15 protein-coding genes are annotated in these 17706 nt (G+C 36.2%); 6 read left to right on the plus strand and 9 right to left on the minus strand.

What is annotated here, in order from left to right; all coding sequences use genetic code 11:
• Position 1: 1 nt before the first annotated feature.
• Both R1X58_RS10085 and R1X58_RS10090 read right to left on the minus strand, forming a co-directional pair.
• Positions 2–553, minus strand: a complete 552-nt coding sequence (locus R1X58_RS10085) for a hypothetical protein (RefSeq protein WP_240574888.1) — start codon at positions 551–553, stop codon at positions 2–4.
• 48 nt (positions 554–601) lie between these two features.
• Entirely contained in the window at positions 602–2134 is a 1533-nt protein-coding gene (locus R1X58_RS10090; RefSeq protein WP_240574889.1) for a helicase HerA-like domain-containing protein, read from the minus strand.
• Positions 2135–2322: 188 nt separating this feature from the next.
• Here R1X58_RS10090 and R1X58_RS10095 point away from each other — a divergent pair, with 188 nt between their 5' ends.
• Entirely contained in the window at positions 2323–2952 is a 630-nt protein-coding gene (locus R1X58_RS10095) for a 7-carboxy-7-deazaguanine synthase QueE (protein ID WP_240574890.1), read from the plus strand.
• 43 nt (positions 2953–2995) lie between these two features.
• A complete protein-coding gene (locus R1X58_RS10100) occupies positions 2996–3322 on the plus strand; it encodes a DUF202 domain-containing protein (protein ID WP_240574891.1) in 327 nt (108 codons plus the stop codon).
• Positions 3323–3373: 51 nt separating this feature from the next.
• On the opposite strand, the gene R1X58_RS10105 is transcribed toward R1X58_RS10100, so the two are convergent.
• From R1X58_RS10105 to R1X58_RS10125, 5 genes are all read right to left on the minus strand, one after another.
• Entirely contained in the window at positions 3374–3901 is a 528-nt protein-coding gene (locus R1X58_RS10105; RefSeq protein WP_240574892.1) for a DUF2911 domain-containing protein, read from the minus strand.
• A 176-nt stretch (positions 3902–4077) separates the two neighbouring features.
• The gene (gene gatB/aspS, locus R1X58_RS10110) at positions 4078–7413 is read right to left on the minus strand and encodes a bifunctional amidotransferase subunit GatB/aspartate--tRNA ligase AspS (protein ID WP_240574893.1); all 3336 of its coding nucleotides are present in this window, start codon (positions 7411–7413) and stop codon (positions 4078–4080) included.
• Positions 7413–8813, minus strand: coding sequence for an amidase family protein (locus R1X58_RS10115; protein ID WP_240574894.1), 1401 nt, complete (start codon positions 8811–8813; stop codon positions 7413–7415). Before R1X58_RS10115 ends, gatB/aspS begins: the two co-directional genes overlap by 1 nt.
• 3 nt (positions 8814–8816) lie before the next feature.
• Positions 8817–9086 carry an Asp-tRNA(Asn)/Glu-tRNA(Gln) amidotransferase subunit GatC gene (locus R1X58_RS10120; RefSeq protein WP_240574895.1) on the minus strand — a complete coding sequence of 90 codons (270 nt, stop codon included), beginning with the start codon at positions 9084–9086 and terminating at the stop codon, positions 8817–8819.
• A 287-nt stretch (positions 9087–9373) separates the two neighbouring features.
• On the minus strand, positions 9374–10639 hold the full coding sequence (locus tag R1X58_RS10125; protein ID WP_240574896.1) for a porin: 1266 nt from the start codon (positions 10637–10639) through the stop codon (positions 9374–9376).
• 426 nt (positions 10640–11065) lie between these two features.
• Between R1X58_RS10125 and gyrB the strand changes: the two genes are divergently transcribed.
• Positions 11066–13015: a DNA topoisomerase (ATP-hydrolyzing) subunit B gene (gene gyrB, locus R1X58_RS10130; protein WP_240574897.1), complete on the plus strand. Its 1950-nt coding sequence runs from the start codon at positions 11066–11068 to the stop codon at positions 13013–13015.
• Between the two features lie 67 nt (positions 13016–13082).
• On the opposite strand, the gene R1X58_RS10135 is transcribed toward gyrB, so the two are convergent.
• Complete coding sequence (locus R1X58_RS10135) at positions 13083–13652, minus strand: porin family protein (protein ID WP_240574898.1); 570 nt, start codon at positions 13650–13652, stop codon at positions 13083–13085.
• Positions 13653–13680: 28 nt separating this feature from the next.
• Complete coding sequence (locus R1X58_RS10140; protein WP_240574899.1) at positions 13681–14445, minus strand: zinc metalloprotease; 765 nt, start codon at positions 14443–14445, stop codon at positions 13681–13683.
• Positions 14446–14729: 284 nt separating this feature from the next.
• Between R1X58_RS10140 and R1X58_RS10145 the strand changes: the two genes are divergently transcribed.
• The 3 genes from R1X58_RS10145 (at position 14730) to R1X58_RS10155 (ending at position 17577) form a co-directional block, all read left to right on the plus strand.
• Complete coding sequence (locus R1X58_RS10145) at positions 14730–15761, plus strand: DUF6588 family protein (RefSeq protein ID WP_240574900.1); 1032 nt, start codon at positions 14730–14732, stop codon at positions 15759–15761.
• A gap of 199 nt (positions 15762–15960) precedes the next feature.
• Positions 15961–16887, plus strand: a complete 927-nt coding sequence (locus R1X58_RS10150; RefSeq protein WP_240574901.1) for a malate dehydrogenase — start codon at positions 15961–15963, stop codon at positions 16885–16887.
• A 72-nt stretch (positions 16888–16959) separates the two neighbouring features.
• Complete coding sequence (locus R1X58_RS10155; protein ID WP_240574902.1) at positions 16960–17577, plus strand: hypothetical protein; 618 nt, start codon at positions 16960–16962, stop codon at positions 17575–17577.
• Positions 17578–17706: the final 129 nt, after the last annotated feature.

Consider the following 17706-nt stretch of genomic DNA (forward strand, 5'->3'; position numbering starts at 1 on the left):
TTTACCAGTTAATAAAGAAGTACTTTATTTTAGCGTTATCAGGAATATGCATGGCTTCAATATCCAGATTCATATCAAATCTAATATTGGCAGGTAATTCTTTCTTATCAATGGTAAAACTAGCATTGATATCGTTTACAGAAACCACAACCGAATTAATTAAGTTATCGATTCTTGATATTTTGTAATTGCTGTTAATATCTTTAAACGTACTTGCTGTTGTAATGTTTTTATCGGTTTTGTAACGCGGATCTATAATTTGAATGCTTTTTACGACTGCCGTCGTATCTGTTTTATATTCCGGGTTTAATATTAAAAGTTTTTGTCCTGCTTTATCGAAAACCTCAATGCTTTTATCAACACCCCAGGCACCTTTATCGTTAAAGGTTTCTGCTATGGAATCGTTAATAAATATGGTTTTTAAGTCTTTAACAAGTGTAGAGTCTGTTAATAACCCCACATGTTGTTTTGATACCTCAAAAGGGTCTGGCGTTTTACTACAACTTGCAAATAATAAAGACAATGCAGAGATGCTTAATATTAATTTTTTCATGTAATGATAGATAGGTTGTTTTTTGTTTTTTAAACGACAAATGTCGTATTATTTTTTCATGATTTTAGTTAAAATACTAAAAACACTTCTAATAAATGTGGCACTGGTTAATACCTTAACAACAGGGTTCATTGCTGTGCTTCGGCGTCTTGTTGATGATGAAGTTTTGGCTTTTTTTAAAGCTTCCTGTTCTTTTTTAGCTTTTTCTTTGGCTTCGTCAGCTTCTGCCTTTGCAATTTTTTCATTTAATAATTCGTAAGCACTTTCGCGGTCTATGGTTTCATTATACTTTTTAACCATTTTTGAGGTTGAAAGTAGTTCTTTCAATTCATCATCTGTTAAAATATCCATACGACTCATAGGTGCTCGCATCATGGTTGCGGCAAGAGGCGTAGGACGTCCTTTTTCATCTAAAGCCGATACTAAAGCTTCTCCTGTACCAAGCGATGTTAAAACGTCTTCGGTGTTGTAATATTCAGAATCCGGATAATTCTGAGCGGTTAGTTTAATCGCTTTTCTGTCTTTTGCGGTGAAGGCGCGTAAGGCATGCTGAATTTTTAAACCTAACTGACTTAAAACTTCTTCAGGAACGTCGGTTGGGTTTTGTGTTACAAAATACAGTCCGACACCTTTACTACGAATCAATTTTACGATACTTTCAATTTGATTGAGTAACGCTTTTGAAGCTTCATCAAAAATTAAATGTGCCTCGTCAATAAATATGACCAATTCAGGTCTACCGGAATCGCCTTGTTCAGGAAAAGTAGAATAAATTTCCGCCAGTAAACTAAGCATAAAGGTTGAAAACAGTTTTGGCCTGTCTTGAATATCGGTTAATCGGATGATGTTTATATAGCCTTGTCCGTTTTCATCAATACGTAATAAATCCTGAACATCGAATGAGGTTTCTCCAAAAAACAAATCGGCACCTTGTTGTTCCAGTTCTACAATTTTACGTAAGATGGCTCCTGTTGACGCCGTTGAAATTCGTCCGTAAGCTTCAATAAATTCATCTTTACCTTCATCTGTAGCGTATTGTAAAATCTTTTTAAAATCTTTTAAATCTAATAAAGGCAGTTTATTATTGTCGCAATATTGAAATATTACTGCTACAATTCCGGCTTGCGTATCATTTAAGTCTAAAATTCGAGATAATAATACAGGTCCAAATTCGCTAACGGTGGCCCGAAGTCTAACACCGTTTTGTTCCGATAAGGTTAACATTTCAACTGGAAAACCTTTGGCTTCAAAAGGCAAACCAATTTGAGCCATACGCTCATCTATTTTCACATGCCCCGGACTCGGTTTTGCCAGTCCGCTTAAGTCGCCTTTAATATCCATAAGCAAAACAGGAATGCCACGCTCACTTAAATTTTCAGCTAAAACCTGCAACGATTTTGTTTTTCCAGTTCCGGTAGCTCCGGCAATTAAACCATGACGATTTAAGGTTTTTAAAGGAATTTTTACGTGGGCGCCAGTAATGGTTTGTCCATCTAACATGGCAGCACCAATAGGAATGAAGTCTCCCTTAGTTATATTGCCTTCAGTAATGTGTTTTAAAAAATCGTCTGTTCTGCTCATACCTTTAGTTTTGGTTAAAAATACATGAAAATTGATGAAGAAAAAAATAGCTGTTTTTTGTGAATATCCATAGTCTTAAACCCAATTTTTGCATATTGTTGAATGTCTTTATTTTGATGAAAAAATCAAGACGTTAAATGAACGGTAAAAAAAGTGAAATAAGTAAATGAATACGTATCTTTGCACCCATGAAAAGCGAAATACAATCATTAGTAGAGAAAGGCGAAATGTTGCCTTTAATGGAGGAGTTTTACACCATACAAGGGGAAGGATATCATAAGGGAACTGCCGCATATTTTATTCGTGTTGGTGGTTGCGATGTGGGTTGCCATTGGTGTGATGTAAAAGAAAGCTGGAATGCCGATTTACACCCGCCTACCGAAACAACGAAGATTGTAGAGAACGCTAAAAAGTATAGTGACACCATTGTTATAACCGGAGGGGAACCTTTAACCTGGGATATGACGGCTTTAACAACTCAGTTAAAAGCTGAAGGGATGCAGGTTCATATCGAAACTTCTGGGGCTTATAAGTTAACCGGAATCTGGGATTGGATTTGTTTATCGCCCAAAAAAATGAAGTTGCCTACCGAAGAAGTATATGCCAAAGCCAACGAACTTAAGGTGATTATATATAATAAGGATGATTTTCGTTTTGCTGAAGAACAAGCAGCTAAAGTAAATGGAGATTGTATTTTGTATATGCAGCCGGAATGGAGCAAACGTGATAAAGTAATTCCGGAAATCGTGGATTATGTGATGAAACACCCAAAGTGGAAAGTTTCTTTACAAACACATAAGTATTTAAATATTCCTTAAAAAAATACTGTATTTTTAAGGTGGATGTTTAAAACACGAAACCTTGAAAAAAAAACGACATAAGTTTTTAAGTACTAAGCGAGAGTTTACACCAGACGGCCGAATTATTTTACGCGATCAGTTGTCTATTGAGCGTACACGTTTGGCTAATGAACGAACGTTGTTGTCCTATATTAGATCGTCTTTGTATTTATTGATCGGGAGTTTTGCTTTTTTTCAGTTGAAAGATGAGTATTCTAATTTTGATTACCTGGCTTATATTTCATTGGTCTTTTCGATAGTCTTTTTTGTAATTGGGATTCATCGATTTTATGTGCTACGCCGAAGTTTAAACCGATTATACGATATGGCTGAAAACATTGAAGCATAAAAAAAACACCTTGATATTTCAAGGTGTTTTTTTTATGCTATAAACTTATAATTACTGACTGATTGGTACGGCAACTCTTGTGGTATCCCAAGCTAAAAACATATTATCGTTATCAAATGCTATAGAAAACGCTTCTACAGATTCTCCTTTACTTACAGGAGCTTTTACTCTTAAAACATCGTTGGCTTCTTTGTAATTGTAGGCTCCCCAAACATCGGTGTCTGAACTTAAAATAATTGTCCATTCACTATCACCAGGAATCGTGTATAACGAGTATGTGCCAGCTTTAACATCTTTGCCTCCAAGTTTAGAATCTTTATAGAATTTTATTTCTGCTGCTTCGTTAGCACCTGTTCTCCAAACTTTTCCGTTTGGTGCTAAGGTTGCTAAAGCTCTTCCGTTAAGTTGCGGTCTGCTGTATATAACTTTTGCCATTGGTGGAGCATTTCTGTCGGTTCTGTAATAAGCAATGTCTAATGGGCTTTTGTCTAATTTTGCAAATTTTTGAGCACTTGCATTTAAAGAAAATAGCATAACAAAGGCAAAAGCAAGTGTGGTTAATAAAGTTGATTTTTTCATAAAAATGATATTAGTTGTTTAAAGATTATTGTGTTTTTAAAGATAAAATGAAATGTTCTTAAAGTTTTTCTAAATATTATTTAAGACTGTTAATTTTTTTAATTTGTTTAAATTCAATGATAAAAAAAAGCTCCAGAACATACTGAAGCTTTTTTATTATTAACTCAAACTGAGAATTATTTTCTCATGATTTTTACATTCATTTCTTCTACTTTTTTATCTGAAAGCATGGATGGCGCCCCAAACAGTAAATCTTCACTGGTTCCGGTTTTAGGGAAAGCCATCACTTCACGAATGGATGTTTTCTTTTCTAAAATCATCATTAATCGATCGACACCCCAGGCAATACCACCGTGTGGCGGTGCTCCGTAGTGGAACGATTTGTACATGGTGCCCACGCTTTTTAGCATTTCTTCTTTATTGTAGCCCATGTTTCTGTAAGTGGCTTCTAAAATCTCTGGTTTGTGGGCACGCACCGAACCGCCACCAATTTCGTAACCATTCAGAATTAAATCGTATTGCTGAGCAATAATGGAACCGATTTCTTCGTCTTTACCGCTCATGTGTTTTTCAATATCGTAAACAGCAGGCATTGAGAATGGGTTGTGTGTAAATGTCCAGCGACCTTCATCTGTTTTTTCGAACATTGGGAAATCGACTACCCAGGCTGGTCTTAATTCTTTAGGGTTAATTAATTTCAACATGCTTCCTAATTCTTGGCGTACGGCATCTAAAGCTTTATTTGCAGTAGCATAATCGGCAGCCGAGAAGAAAACAATATCACCTACCTGAGCATGCGTAGCTTTAATAATTCCGGCAGCGATGTCTTTACCTAAGAATTTAATAATTGGCGATTGTAAATCGTCTTCGTTCACAATAATATAGGCCAAACCACCTAAACCGTGTTGCTGTGCTATGGCTGTTAATTTTTCAATCTGCCCTTTAGATAAACGCTTTTTACCTTGCTCTTCGGCTGTTACTTTAATACATTTTACAATACCGCCTTCTTCAATTGGTTTACTGAAAACCTGGAATGTCGTGTCTTTAACAATCTCAGTTATATCCTGAAGTTTTAATCCAAAACGTAAGTCTGGACGGTCGCATCCGTAATTATCCATCGCTTCTTTGTAGGTTAGAACTTCAAACGGGTGTAAAATCCATTTGTTACCGTAAATTTTAGTCACAACTTCATTAAACATTTTAGTGTTTAAATCTATGATTTGCTGCATACTCGCATAAGCCATTTCAATATCCAACTGCGTAAACTCTGGCTGACGGTCGCCACGAGAATCTTCATCTCTAAAACAACGTGCAATCTGGAAATATTTTTCATAACCACTCACCATTAACATTTGTTTAAACTGCTGTGGTGCCTGTGGCAATGTATAAAAAGCCCCAGCTTGTTTTCTTGAAGGCACAATAAATTCACGGGCCCCTTCGTCGGTTCCGGCACTTAAAATAGGTGTTTCTATTTCAAGGAAATCCTGTTCATCTAAAATGTCGCGAAGCAGTTTAATCACTTTATGACGGTTAACAATGGTACGACGCACATCGTCATTTCTGTGATCTAAATATTTATATTGAAAACGGGTGTTTTCGTTGGTTTTTGTGGCACGTTTTATTTCAAACGGCAGTGTTCTTGAAAGATTTAAAATATCAAGATCTTTAGCTTCCAGTTCAATTTTTCCTGTGCGTAAAGCGGTATTATAATCGTCTTCTTTACGTTGCACAATAGTTCCCGAAACTGTTATTACCGACTCAGGCTTTAAACGTACCAGTTCATCAAGGTTAGTGAAAGACTCTCGGCTTAAACGCACCTGAAAAATTTCGGTACTTGAATCTCGCAAATCAATGAAAATTAATTCGCCGTGATCACGAACACTCGAAACCCAACCTGCAAGAGTGACTTCCTGATTAATGCTATAATCAGTAATATCGGTAATTAAATGTGTTCGATATTCTTCTTTTATGACGATTGGAATTTCAGGTAAAACTTCTTCTTGCTCTTTTTTAGAAGAACTCTGCGCTTCAGCTTTTGTTTTTACAGTTGACTCAGCTGATGACGTTGAAGTGCTATCCGCTTGCAGAGCATTTAAAATCCCTTCACGAATCACTTTTCCAGAAGCGCCTTTACCGATAATGGCGATTACTTTTCCAACTAAAATTCCAGCTTTGCCTTGGTTTCCGCCTTTAATGTCGTTAGCTATGGCTTCGTTTTCTGAAATGACTTTAGCAATGGCATCCTGGATTTTTTCTTCAGAAATGGTATTCTCATCAAAATATTGGTTGTAATCAAAATGCCTGTCTTTTAAATATTCGGTAATCGCGTTTTGAACCAATACAGAGGTAATTTTTTCAGACTTAAATAACTGAAAAATTTCAGTTAAATGTTCAATACGGTGAATGTCTCCGTATTCTTCAGGTTTGATGTTGTTAGTTAATGTTTTTGCAACAAACGACGGATCTTGAATAACATCGTTAATTGCTACAAAAGTTTCAGAACGTAAAGAATCAGCAGTGAAAAACTTCGCATCCTGCGGTAAAACACCACCTTTAATTAAGATAGATTCTACCGCAAAAGGTAATGAACTTACATCAACATCAATCGATTCTACCACATCTTTTATACAAACAAAAGGCAGGTCTGGTTCCGAGATAAAACGGTAATCGGCCTCGTATTCCTTTTTACGCATGGTTTTGGTTTGCTTCAAATCGGCATCCCAAAGCACGGTAGTTTGATCTGGTCTAAATTCTTTATGCTCGATGTAATAGTTCAGTTGTTTTTCAACTTCTTCTTTTAAGGCATCGACCATAAACTTAAACGAGTTTAAGTTTTTTATTTCGGTACGCGGATTTAAAGTATAAGAATGTTTTTTACGAAGTGACACCGACACATCCGACTTAAATTCTCCTTTTTCTAAGTTAGCTTCAGAGATTTTTAAATTCTGAACAATACGCTGAATGTATTGCGCGTATGTTGAAGCATCTTCAATATGGCGAATACAAGGTTCAGTAACAATTTCAATAAGTGGTACACCGGCTTTGTTGAAATCTACCAAAGAAACCGTTTTTTCGTGCATCAGTTTAGCTGCATCTTCCTCGATATGTACCTGAGTTAAGTTTACAGTAAACTGAGACCCATCATTACGGAAACAAGAGACTTGTCCGTCCGGAATAATCGGGTTGTGAAACTGTGTAATTTGTATGTTTTTCGGGTTGTCCGGATATTCGTAGTGTTTTCTATCCCACGAAATGACATCGTTAGAAAAGGTTGATTTTACTGCTTTTCCAAAATAAATAGCCTTTTTTACGGCTTCTTTATTAACAGCAGGTAAAACCCCCATTTGGCCGGTACAAACAGAGCATATATTTTGGTTTGGTGTTTCAATTTCTTGGTTAGGACAAGAACAAAACAGCTTGGTTTTTGTGTTTAATCGAACGTGAGTTTCTAGTCCGATAACCAATTCTAATTCGTGTGCTTTTAAAAGCGCGTCTAGTTGTTCTAATTCCATTATATCGTATCTTTTAAGAAGTTAGCAAACTTCAAAACAAGTTCGTCATTCGTTTTTGCGGCTGTGATTTGTAAGCCTGTTTCAGTACCTTGCGGAACGGTTAAAGTTGGTAATTGGCCAAGACTAAATCCAACTGTGTACGCATCGCTTAAATACATGGCGTGCGGATCTTTTAAACTGTTACCAATTTCTGGAGGTGTGCTTGGTGTTACCGGTGATAAGATGATATCGACATCTTTAAAATCATCTTCAAAGTTTTCAGAAATCGCATCGCGAAGCGCTAAACTTTTTAAATAGATTTCATCTGAAAAACCTTGTGATAGTACCTGGTTTCCACCAACAATTCTTCGTTTAGTTTCTTCTGAAAAATTTTCAGAACGCGTTACGGCATAAGATTCTTTTAAGTTTTTATCATCAATACGGTTACCGTAGTTACTGCCATCTAAACGCGATAGGTTAGAGGCTGTTTCTGCCATGGCAAGTGTGTAATAGGTAGATACCAAAATATCAGACTGAAAGAAATCCAGTTCCTTCACTTCGATACCTTTGGCTTTAATTTTTTCAATGGTGTTTAAAAAGTCAGCTTTAATTTTCGGATCAATCGCATCGCTTTCAATAAAGTTTTTAAAATAACCTACTGATTTAATTTCAGAAGCATCTGTAATGCTATCGGCGGTAATTTCCACGGAAGTGTAAGTAGTTTGATCCTTTACATCTTTACCACTCATCACGTTTAAGACGATACGTATATCTTCAACTGATTTGGCGATAGGTCCAACACAATCTGTTGACGAAGCATAGGCCATAAGTCCGTAGCGTGAAATACGTCCATAAGAGGGTTTTAGTCCGTAAACATGGTTGTAACCTGCTGGTTGACGTACCGAACCTCCGGTATCGCCGCCAATAGAAAATACAGTATAATCTTTCGCCACATTTACCGCCGATCCACCACTGGAGCCACCACCAACAAGGTCTGGGTTTATAGCGTTTTTAACCGATCCGAAAATGGTGTTTTCACTTGACGAACCATGACCAAAACTATCGCAGTTTTCTTTTACCAAAGGAATAGCGCCAGCATCAAGCAACTTTTGAATAGCTGTTGCGGTGTAAGCCGATTTGTAGTTTTTAAGTAAATCGGAACTCGCCGTGGTAGTTGTGCCTTGCAGCATGTAAACATCTTTAATGCCAAAAGGAATCCCTTCCAACAATCCAATAGTTTCACCATTTGCAATTTTGGCATCGACTTTAGCGGCTAAATCAAGGGCTAAGTCCTCTAAAGTAGAGTTTACGGTGTTATGGGTGTTAGCTTTTAAGGCGTTCAATTTTTCTGTAACCAGAGCAACACAAGACATCTCTTTATTTGCCAGTTGCTGGTGAATTTTATGTATTTGAGAGTCCATATGTTATTCTTCTATAATTTTAGAAACTACTAAGTAGCCTTTTTTCTCTTTCGGGAAGTTTTCAATAATAATTTGCTTTTCGGTTGCAGAACTTTCAATCACTTCGTCTTCTCTTAAATCGTCTAATGACACGCAATTATTACGATTATTATTAAAAGAGGTATTATTTGTTGCTTGTGCATTTTTAATTACATCAAATAATTTGTTCACAGCCTCGCTGGGTTGTGCTCCTTTAATACTCGACAGGATGTCGACGGTCATAATTTTACTCATGTCTAATAAATTTTCGGTTAAAAAAAAGCCTTCCGAACTCGGAAGGCTTTTTACGTATATTTTAAACAATAACCTTCCTCTCCTAACTTTTAGGATTATTGAAATTATTATTGTTGTTAATTACTGTCATTTTTATTTATTCGTTCTCAAATATATAGAGAATAAACATACTATCAACATTTTTTTTAAGGATACGCTAAGCTATTATCGATTTGTTAAAAAAGTTAAAAATAATTTATTGTTTATATAACGAAACTGGTGTTTGTGTTTAATTTTTAAAAATGGGTTTAATGAAACGAAATTTGATATTGCAGAACTGCCATACCTTTATAGTCTTTTTGTTCTAACGTTGTGGCATCAAAAATAGGACGGTGCTGATATCCTAAACTTATTTTGTTGTCATGAGAGCCATTGATAAGAAAGTTTACGGTAAAATCATATACGGTCATGTTATCATTTAAAGCATCCCAGTTAGAATGTTGCACAGCAATATTTGGTTGAATAACTGTTGGGAGATTTAAAATTTGTACCTCTTTAAAAGCATAACCAAATTGTCCGTACCAGGTAGTTCCCGTTCCAATCATTGGGAATGCAACCCCAGAGCCGTTAAAGTCAGTGCCGCCGCCAGTGGTTGGGTTGTTAGCGCCAACATTTCGGATGTAGTCTTTACCAAAATCGTAATCGAAATACCCTAGGTATGCTGTAATAGCATTGCCATTTGAAAGCGGAAGATTTAAAAAAGAATCGGCTGCAAAATGAGTAATGTCGTAAATGTTGGTTTCCTCAAGGTTGGCATCGCCGTCGCTCATCGCTTCAGGCTGGTATTGAAAACCTGCACCAACATTAAATACCTTTTTCTTTTGAAGGTAGGTGCCCGTTTGGTAAGCCGATTTGTTCGATTCATGATCAAAGAACTGGTATTTTACATAAGCCGAAGTTTTTACTCGGGGTTTGTTGTTAGCAAAGTTAACAGCTCCATTTGGAATGTTTTTTACATAAAAAGGTCTGTTAAACGTCATTCTGTAATCAAAATTTCCAGCCTGACCTTTAACCCAAAGTCCGAATAAACGTCCAATATCGTCATTAATTTCAACAGAGTTCAACGTAAACAGAGGAGAGTCTAATCCCATTAAAGTTTTGCTGGAACGAATATTCCATCTGTTTAAACCTTGCCAACCCGATTTTCCAAAGCCAACCTCAAAATATTTTGCAAAAGAATATTCTACATATAAATCTAAGATGCCGATAGGGAAGTCATCGCCTTTAAAATTATAATTGTTACCGCCAAACATACCATAAGCATATATTTTTGGTGTTATTTGAGCAGATATAGGAATGCGTAATCTGCGAATAGAAATATCAAAAAAATCAGAAGTAGGTTCTCCGTGAATTTCCGAGCCGTCATTTAAATCGGAATATCTAAGCCAGAATTGAGAGGTAATGTTCCAGTTAAAGGTAGGTTTGAATTGTTCTGTCTCTTGACTTAGTATCGTTGCAGGAAAAAATAGAGAGAGTAAAAAGCAATAGACTAAGGTTTTGTTTTTAATTTTCATAACGGTGTTAAGTTATTTAGTGTAACGCAAATTTATTGCTTACTAAATGATGAAAATGTGACAAACATCATGTTTACGATGAATTTAAATCTTTTAAATGAAAACAGGAAGATTTAAGCTGAAAATCTTCCAAAATTAGAAGGAGTTGCGAGATTTAAATACGTGATTAAAATGCTTGTATTGAATTTTGGTGAAATTCAAATTTTAGAAAATAAAGAAAAACGCTAAAATCAATTTTAAGGCCTTTTTTAGGCGATTTAAGGCATTTTTAATTAATTAACAATTGTTGATAATTAATAGATAAAGTCGATAAAAAGCTTTTTGAAAGGTTTGTTATTTCGTATATTTGTTTGTACTGATAAAATGATGCCTGTGCGTCATTTTTTTATGCGATAACTAGATTAAAATTTAAGATAATTTCGAAATATGAGCGAAGCAAAAGAAGAATTTAACAAGAATGGTTATTCGGCCGATAGTATTCAGGCTCTTGAAGGAATGGAGCACGTACGTATGCGTCCGTCGATGTATATTGGAGATGTAGGCGTTCGTGGATTACACCACTTGGTATATGAGGTCGTAGATAACTCGATTGATGAGGCTTTAGCCGGACACTGTAACAATATTACTGTAGCAATTAACGAGGATAACTCGATTACTGTTGAGGATGATGGTCGTGGTATCCCTGTAGATTTACATAAAAAAGAAGGTATCTCTGCGCTTGAGGTTGTAATGACTAAAATTGGTGCCGGAGGTAAATTCGATAAAGATTCATATAAAGTATCTGGTGGTTTACACGGGGTAGGTGTGAGTTGTGTTAACGCACTTTCAGACCATTTAAAAGCAACCGTTCACCGCGATGGTAAAATCTGGGAACAAGAGTACGAAAGAGGAAAGTCGTTGTACCCTGTAAAGCAAGTAGGCGAAACCGATAAGCGTGGAACCATCGTGACCTTTAAGCCTGATGCGACTATTTTCCAACAAACTTTAGAGTATAGCTACGATACTTTAGCAAGCAGAATGCGTGAGTTGGCATACTTAAATAAAGGAATTACTATTCATTTAATTGATAAACGCGCTGTTAAAAAAGATGGTGAATTTGAAGGTGAAACATTCCATTCGGAAGAAGGTCTTAAAGAATTTATCAAGTATTTAGATGCGACTCGCGAGCCATTAATGCAGCATGTTATTTCTTTTGAAGGAGAGAAAAATGGTGTGCCTGTTGAGGTGGCTATGGTGTATAATACATCGTATGCCGAAAATTTACACTCTTACGTAAATAACATTAATACACACGAAGGAGGAACTCACTTATCAGGTTTCCGTCGTGGTTTAACAAATACGCTTAAGAAGTATGCAGATGAATCAGGTATGTTAGACAAATTAAAGTTTGACATTGCCGGTGATGATTTCCGTGAAGGTTTAACAGCCATTGTATCTGTAAAAGTGGCAGAGCCGCAATTCGAAGGACAAACAAAAACGAAATTAGGTAACCGCGAGGTTTCAGCTTGTGTAAGTCAGGCGGTTTCTGAAATGTTAGCCGATTACTTAGAAGAACACCCAGACGATGCTAAAATTATTGTTCAAAAGGTAATCTTGGCAGCTCAGGCGCGTCATGCAGCACAAAAAGCGCGTGAGATGGTTCAACGTAAAACCGTTATGAGTATTGGTGGTTTACCTGGTAAATTAAGTGACTGTTCGGAGCAGGATCCTGCAAAATGTGAAGTATTCCTTGTCGAGGGAGATTCGGCAGGTGGTACTGCAAAACAAGGTCGTGACCGTGCGTTCCAGGCGATTTTACCATTACGTGGTAAAATCTTGAATGTTGAAAAAGCCATGACTCATAAAGTGTTCGAAAATGAAGAGATTAAAAATATCTTTACAGCTTTGGGAGTTACTATAGGTACAGAAGAAGATAGTAAAGCTTTAAACTTATCGAAATTACGTTATCACAAGATTGTAATTATGTGTGATGCCGATATTGATGGTTCTCACATTGCTACACTAATCTTAACGTTTTTCTTCCGTTATATGAAGGAACTTATTGAAGAAGGTCACGTATATATTGCAACACCTCCATTATATTTAGTTAAGAAGGGAAATAAAAAGCAATACGCTTGGAATGATAAAGAGCGTGATGCCATTACAGAAGAATTTGGAGGTAGTGTAAGTGTTCAGCGTTATAAAGGTCTTGGAGAGATGAATGCGGAGCAATTATGGGATACGACTATGAATCCGGAATTCAGAACTTTACGTATGGTGCAAATCGATAACGGTACTGAAGCCGATAGAATTTTCTCTATGTTAATGGGAGATGAGGTGCCACCTCGTAGAGATTTCATTGAAAAGAATGCTGTTTATGCTAATATTGATGCATAATTGTAGAATATACAAAACAAAAAAGTCGCTTGAAAAGCGACTTTTTTGTTTTTATTAAGTTCCTATTTTAGAAATCGAAACCTACGGAGAATTGCCATACGCGGTTTTTCGGATTTCCATCGTCATAAATATCTCCCATACCTAAGTGATATCTGGCGCCAAAAGATACACCTGAATCTGTTTTAAAACCAGCACCAAAATTTAGGCCCCAATCAAAATTATCGGGTTCGGTTTCTCTAAATCCGTCAAAAAATAAACCTTTATATTCTTCTTTGTGAGATATAGCTAAGCCAACCTGTGGTCCGGCTTCAAGAAAGAAATGCTTATCCGGATATAATTTTAACATTAAAGGTAGGTTTAAATAATCCAGTTTTTGGGTGAAAGTGGCATTATTTCCTTCTAATTCAAAACCTTGTTGTGAATATAGAAACTCAACTTGCAATGCTATATTTTCATTAAGGAAAGATTCACCGTAAAACCCTATGTGAAATCCATGACGTTGTCCGGTTTCGTAATCGTCGTCGTATTGTACGGCGGCCAGATTGTACCCGCCTTTGATACCAAAATGAGCATCTTGTGCAAAAGAATTTAAATTAAATATGATTGCACCAATAATTGTAAAAAATAAATTTTTCATGATTTGTAGGTTTAAAATAATTAATGGGTTATTTACCTCCGTTAGCTTGTAAATCGGCAAGGCATTTCGGGTCTAATTGCGGAACGGTTCCTGCATTAAAGAGATTTCCTAGACTTGAAGAGCTTTCTGCAGCCCAGTACATCAGGCAGCTCTCAACGTCGCAATGTTTATCGTGTTCCGGATCTTCATGGTCTTCGGTCATGGCGGTTCCTAAATTGGTAAGTCCTAAAATATGGCCAAATTCATGGTTAATCACAGTAGATTCCAATGTGCCTCGGTTGGGCTCGTATCGGCTATCGCTATAGCCATGAATGGTTTCTTCGTAAATAACAAACGACGTATTGCGGTAGGCTGTACCTAAAACAACACTGTCTTCATCGTTTTGGTCAGATTCTCCATCGGCGAAAAACATCCAAACAGCTATTTGGTTTTCTGAATTGTAAAGGGTACGATTCTTATCTTCAATCGCAGCAATTTCTTTTGTGGTATATGGTGATTCTCCCGGAGAAGCAATGGCACGCGTTTCTATTGTAATGCCGTCGGGTTTGTAAATTCGGTCATTTAAAAAATTTTGAAAATTGTTTAATGCTGCCGCTGTTGGAGCAAAACCTTCAACATAAACTAATTCTATTACTAAGCTTTTATAAGTATCATCAGAAAGAATATCATAAGCTGAACTTCCTGTTGCCTGTTGGTTTTCAATTTTATAATTGCTTGAACTGTTAGAGTTGTCTTTAGTACATGAACTAAGAACAATTAGAGAGACAAGTAGCAGGAGTAGTTTGTTTTTCATGACTGTAAATATAGCTTTTTTTAAAAACAGCCACCCAAATAGGATGGTTGTTTTAACATAACATACGTTAAAATTGTGGGGATGGTTTTGAGTTTTGGTAATAAAGGTTAGTAAGCTTTTTTCAAAATGATAAACTATAAACGATTATTCCATTGCCATTAACACCTAATATAAGTTTCAGACTTTTATTTTAATTAATTATCGCTAAGATGTTAATTTTAAACGCTGAATGGTGTTTTTTGATTCTGTTTTTCTACTTTTGATAATAACCCTAAACTTACAAAATGAAAAAAATTGCTTTATTCACAATCTTTGGTTTAGCGACATTAGTTTCGAAAGCCCAAAATGATGTCGACGCGTTACTTATTGCTGGTGTTGAAAATGCACAACGATTTACAAACGATTATCTGGCACCGGCAACCAATGGTTTAATGTACAGTATGAATGCTAACTGGTTTAATACCGCTGATGCCAAACCTTTAGGAGGATTTGAAATTTCGGTGGTTATGAATGCTTCTTTAATTAGTAAATCGGATAAATCGTTTTTAATGAATATTGCAGATTATAACAGTGCGGATTATGATTATGTTGTGAATTTTTCAGATTTTGAGACATCAAAACAGGTGGCTACCGCTTTAGGAGAAAATAATCCAGACATCGATATTATAATCACAGATAAAAATAACCCGCTTTCCAGCGAACGCATTACATTACCTTCGGGCATTGGTAATGCAAGTGGTAATTTATTACCCTCAGCATTTATTCAAGGTGGTGTTGGCTTAATAAAAGGCATTGAAGTTAAAGCGCGTTTTATGCCTGAAATTAAAACCGATGAGGTTGCCTTTAATATGTACGGTGCTGGATTACAGTTTGAAGCAACCAAATGGTTGCCGGCTGATAAATTATTGCCCGTAGCACTTTCTGGTCTGGTGGCTTATACGTATCTTGGCGCTTCTTATGATTTAACAGAATCGTCGGGCGTTGATGGAGACAATCAGAAGTTGGAAAACGATACCAATACTTGGCTGTTTCAGTTAATTGCTTCAACCAAATTGCCTATTATTAATTTTTATGGTGGAGTAGGGTATATCAGCGGAAAATCGGAATCTGATTTATTAGGAACTTACACTGTTACTACAGGGCCATTAAGTGGTTCGCAAAGTATAACCGATCCGTTTTCGGTATCCAGCAAAGTATCTGGAATGCGAGGAACTGTTGGTACGAAATTAAAAATAGGTTTTTTCAGATTTAATGCAGAATACCATTTAGCTGAGTTTAATGCCTTTTCTGTCGGGTTAAACTTTGGCTTCAGATAAATCATAAATTAATCAATAAAAATTTCTGAAAAAGTGTAAGATTTAATCTTGCACTTTTTTTATTTAGAGTATATTAATTCGTAAATTTGGAAGGGAAAACCTAAAGTTTTTGCTTTCTCTGGCAAAACAATTCCTTAAGTTCTTTCTTTACAAAGTTGAAAAAAATCAAAATACATATTAAACTATAAAACATTAAAATATGAAAGTTACAGTAGTAGGTGCAGGCGCCGTAGGTGCTAGTTGTGCAGAGTACATTGCCATTAAAAATTTTGCTTCAGAAGTCGTTTTAGTAGACATTAAAGAAGGCTATGCCGAGGGTAAAGCTATGGATTTAATGCAAACCGCTTCGTTAAATGGTTTTGATACAAAAATTACAGGTGTAACAGGAGATTACAGTAAAACAGCAGATAGCGATATTTGTGTTATTACTTCTGGAATTCCAAGAAAACCGGGTATGACTCGCGAGGAATTAATTGGTATTAATGCTGGAATTGTTAAATCTGTTGCTGCCAGCTTAATCGAACATTCACCAAACACCATCATCATTGTTGTAAGTAATCCAATGGATACCATGACGTACTTAGTGCATAAAACAACAAACTTACCTAAAAACCGAATTATAGGTATGGGTGGTGCTTTAGATTCAGCACGTTTTAAGTACCGTTTAGCTGAAGCTTTAGAAGCTCCAATTAGCGATGTAGACGGAATGGTTATTGGTGGTCATAGTGATACAGGTATGGTGCCTTTAACATCGCATGCTACAAGAAATAGTGTGAAAGTTTCAGAATTCTTATCAGAAGAACGTTTACAGCAAGTAGCAGAAGACACTAAAGTTGGAGGCGCAACACTTACCAAACTTTTAGGAACTTCGGCTTGGTATGCACCAGGAGCGGCAGTTAGCGGATTGGTTCAGGCGATTGCTTGCGACCAGAAGAAAATGTATCCATGTTCAACCTTATTAGACGGTGAATATGAATTATCTGATATTTGTATCGGAGTACCAGTGATTTTAGGTAAAAACGGTATTGAAAGTATTGTTAATATTCCTTTAAGTGATGCCGAAAAAGCACACATGCAATCAAGCGCCGAAGGCGTTAGAAAAACCAATGGTTTACTTGAACTATAAGATACCAGAAGAAAAATTTAGATATTTTAAGGAAAGACTGTAGAAATACAGTCTTTTTTTTATATTTGGCGCATGAGAACAAAATGGTACTTTGGTGCTTTAATCGTATTAATTTCCTTTTTAGGTATTTATCAGAATCGAACGTCTGAGCCTAATCAGGAGATAGTACTGCAATTCACAGATGTTGAAGTAACATCTGATGAAGCCCATTGTGCTATCCAGGAGGTTACCAGTCAACTGCAAGCTATCGGTGCCGATGCTGTTCAGGTAAAGCAACTGCAAAATGGAGAAGTAGTTATTTCGTACTACAGTGCTGCCGATGTTGCCAGTATTAAAGATTTACTTTCTGATGATGATTCACTAAATATTGGTTATAGCAATACTGCAAATAACCAGTTCCCTTCAGACGACGAGTCTAAAACCTATAAATTCGATGTTTTTGAAATTCACAAAGCTAACGACGCACCGTCTGGTTTTGGCGGAAAGCATATGCTTAGTGCTAAGCAGGATTTCGACAGGTTTTTTAATCCATATGTTTATTATTTCAATACCATACAAGACGTTAACAACAACGATCTTACTGTTGAAGTTGCGTTAAAAGTATTTAGAGATATTGCCGTTGCTATAGATAATACAACGGGTAATATTCCTGAAGTACGCGCAGGCCCTATATCTTCAGGGTTAGCTTAAAACAGAATATTATTGATTGATTTTCAATTGATGGTTTGTGTTATGCTTCAGTTTTTATAAAGGCTTCCCAACAACTCAAATATACACTTAAAGCAATCTAAAAGATGTCGTCTTTTAGAGCAACAATTA

Source organism: Aestuariibaculum lutulentum (assembly GCF_032926325.1).
GTDB classification, from domain to species: Bacteria; Bacteroidota; Bacteroidia; order Flavobacteriales; family Flavobacteriaceae; genus Aestuariibaculum; species Aestuariibaculum lutulentum.

What these genes read in the sequence shown, in the direction of transcription:
- R1X58_RS10085 (WP_240574888.1), bottom strand. Translation starts at nt 553, where the DNA reads ATGAAAAAATTAATATTAAGCATCTCTGCATTGTCTTTATTATTTGCA.
- R1X58_RS10090 (WP_240574889.1), bottom strand. Translation starts at nt 2,134, where the DNA reads ATGAGCAGAACAGACGATTTTTTAAAACACATTACTGAAGGCAATATA.
- R1X58_RS10095 (WP_240574890.1), top strand. Translation starts at nt 2,323, where the DNA reads ATGAAAAGCGAAATACAATCATTAGTAGAGAAAGGCGAAATGTTGCCT.
- R1X58_RS10105 (WP_240574892.1), bottom strand. Translation starts at nt 3,901, where the DNA reads ATGAAAAAATCAACTTTATTAACCACACTTGCTTTTGCCTTTGTTATG.
- gatB/aspS (WP_240574893.1), bottom strand. Translation starts at nt 7,413, where the DNA reads ATGGAATTAGAACAACTAGACGCGCTTTTAAAAGCACACGAATTAGAA.
- R1X58_RS10115 (WP_240574894.1), bottom strand. Translation starts at nt 8,813, where the DNA reads ATGGACTCTCAAATACATAAAATTCACCAGCAACTGGCAAATAAAGAG.
- R1X58_RS10120 (WP_240574895.1), bottom strand. Translation starts at nt 9,086, where the DNA reads ATGAGTAAAATTATGACCGTCGACATCCTGTCGAGTATTAAAGGAGCA.
- R1X58_RS10125 (WP_240574896.1), bottom strand. Translation starts at nt 10,639, where the DNA reads ATGAAAATTAAAAACAAAACCTTAGTCTATTGCTTTTTACTCTCTCTA.
- gyrB (WP_240574897.1), top strand. Translation starts at nt 11,066, where the DNA reads ATGAGCGAAGCAAAAGAAGAATTTAACAAGAATGGTTATTCGGCCGAT.
- R1X58_RS10135 (WP_240574898.1), bottom strand. Translation starts at nt 13,652, where the DNA reads ATGAAAAATTTATTTTTTACAATTATTGGTGCAATCATATTTAATTTA.
- R1X58_RS10140 (WP_240574899.1), bottom strand. Translation starts at nt 14,445, where the DNA reads ATGAAAAACAAACTACTCCTGCTACTTGTCTCTCTAATTGTTCTTAGT.
- R1X58_RS10145 (WP_240574900.1), top strand. Translation starts at nt 14,730, where the DNA reads ATGAAAAAAATTGCTTTATTCACAATCTTTGGTTTAGCGACATTAGTT.
- R1X58_RS10150 (WP_240574901.1), top strand. Translation starts at nt 15,961, where the DNA reads ATGAAAGTTACAGTAGTAGGTGCAGGCGCCGTAGGTGCTAGTTGTGCA.
- R1X58_RS10155 (WP_240574902.1), top strand. Translation starts at nt 16,960, where the DNA reads ATGAGAACAAAATGGTACTTTGGTGCTTTAATCGTATTAATTTCCTTT.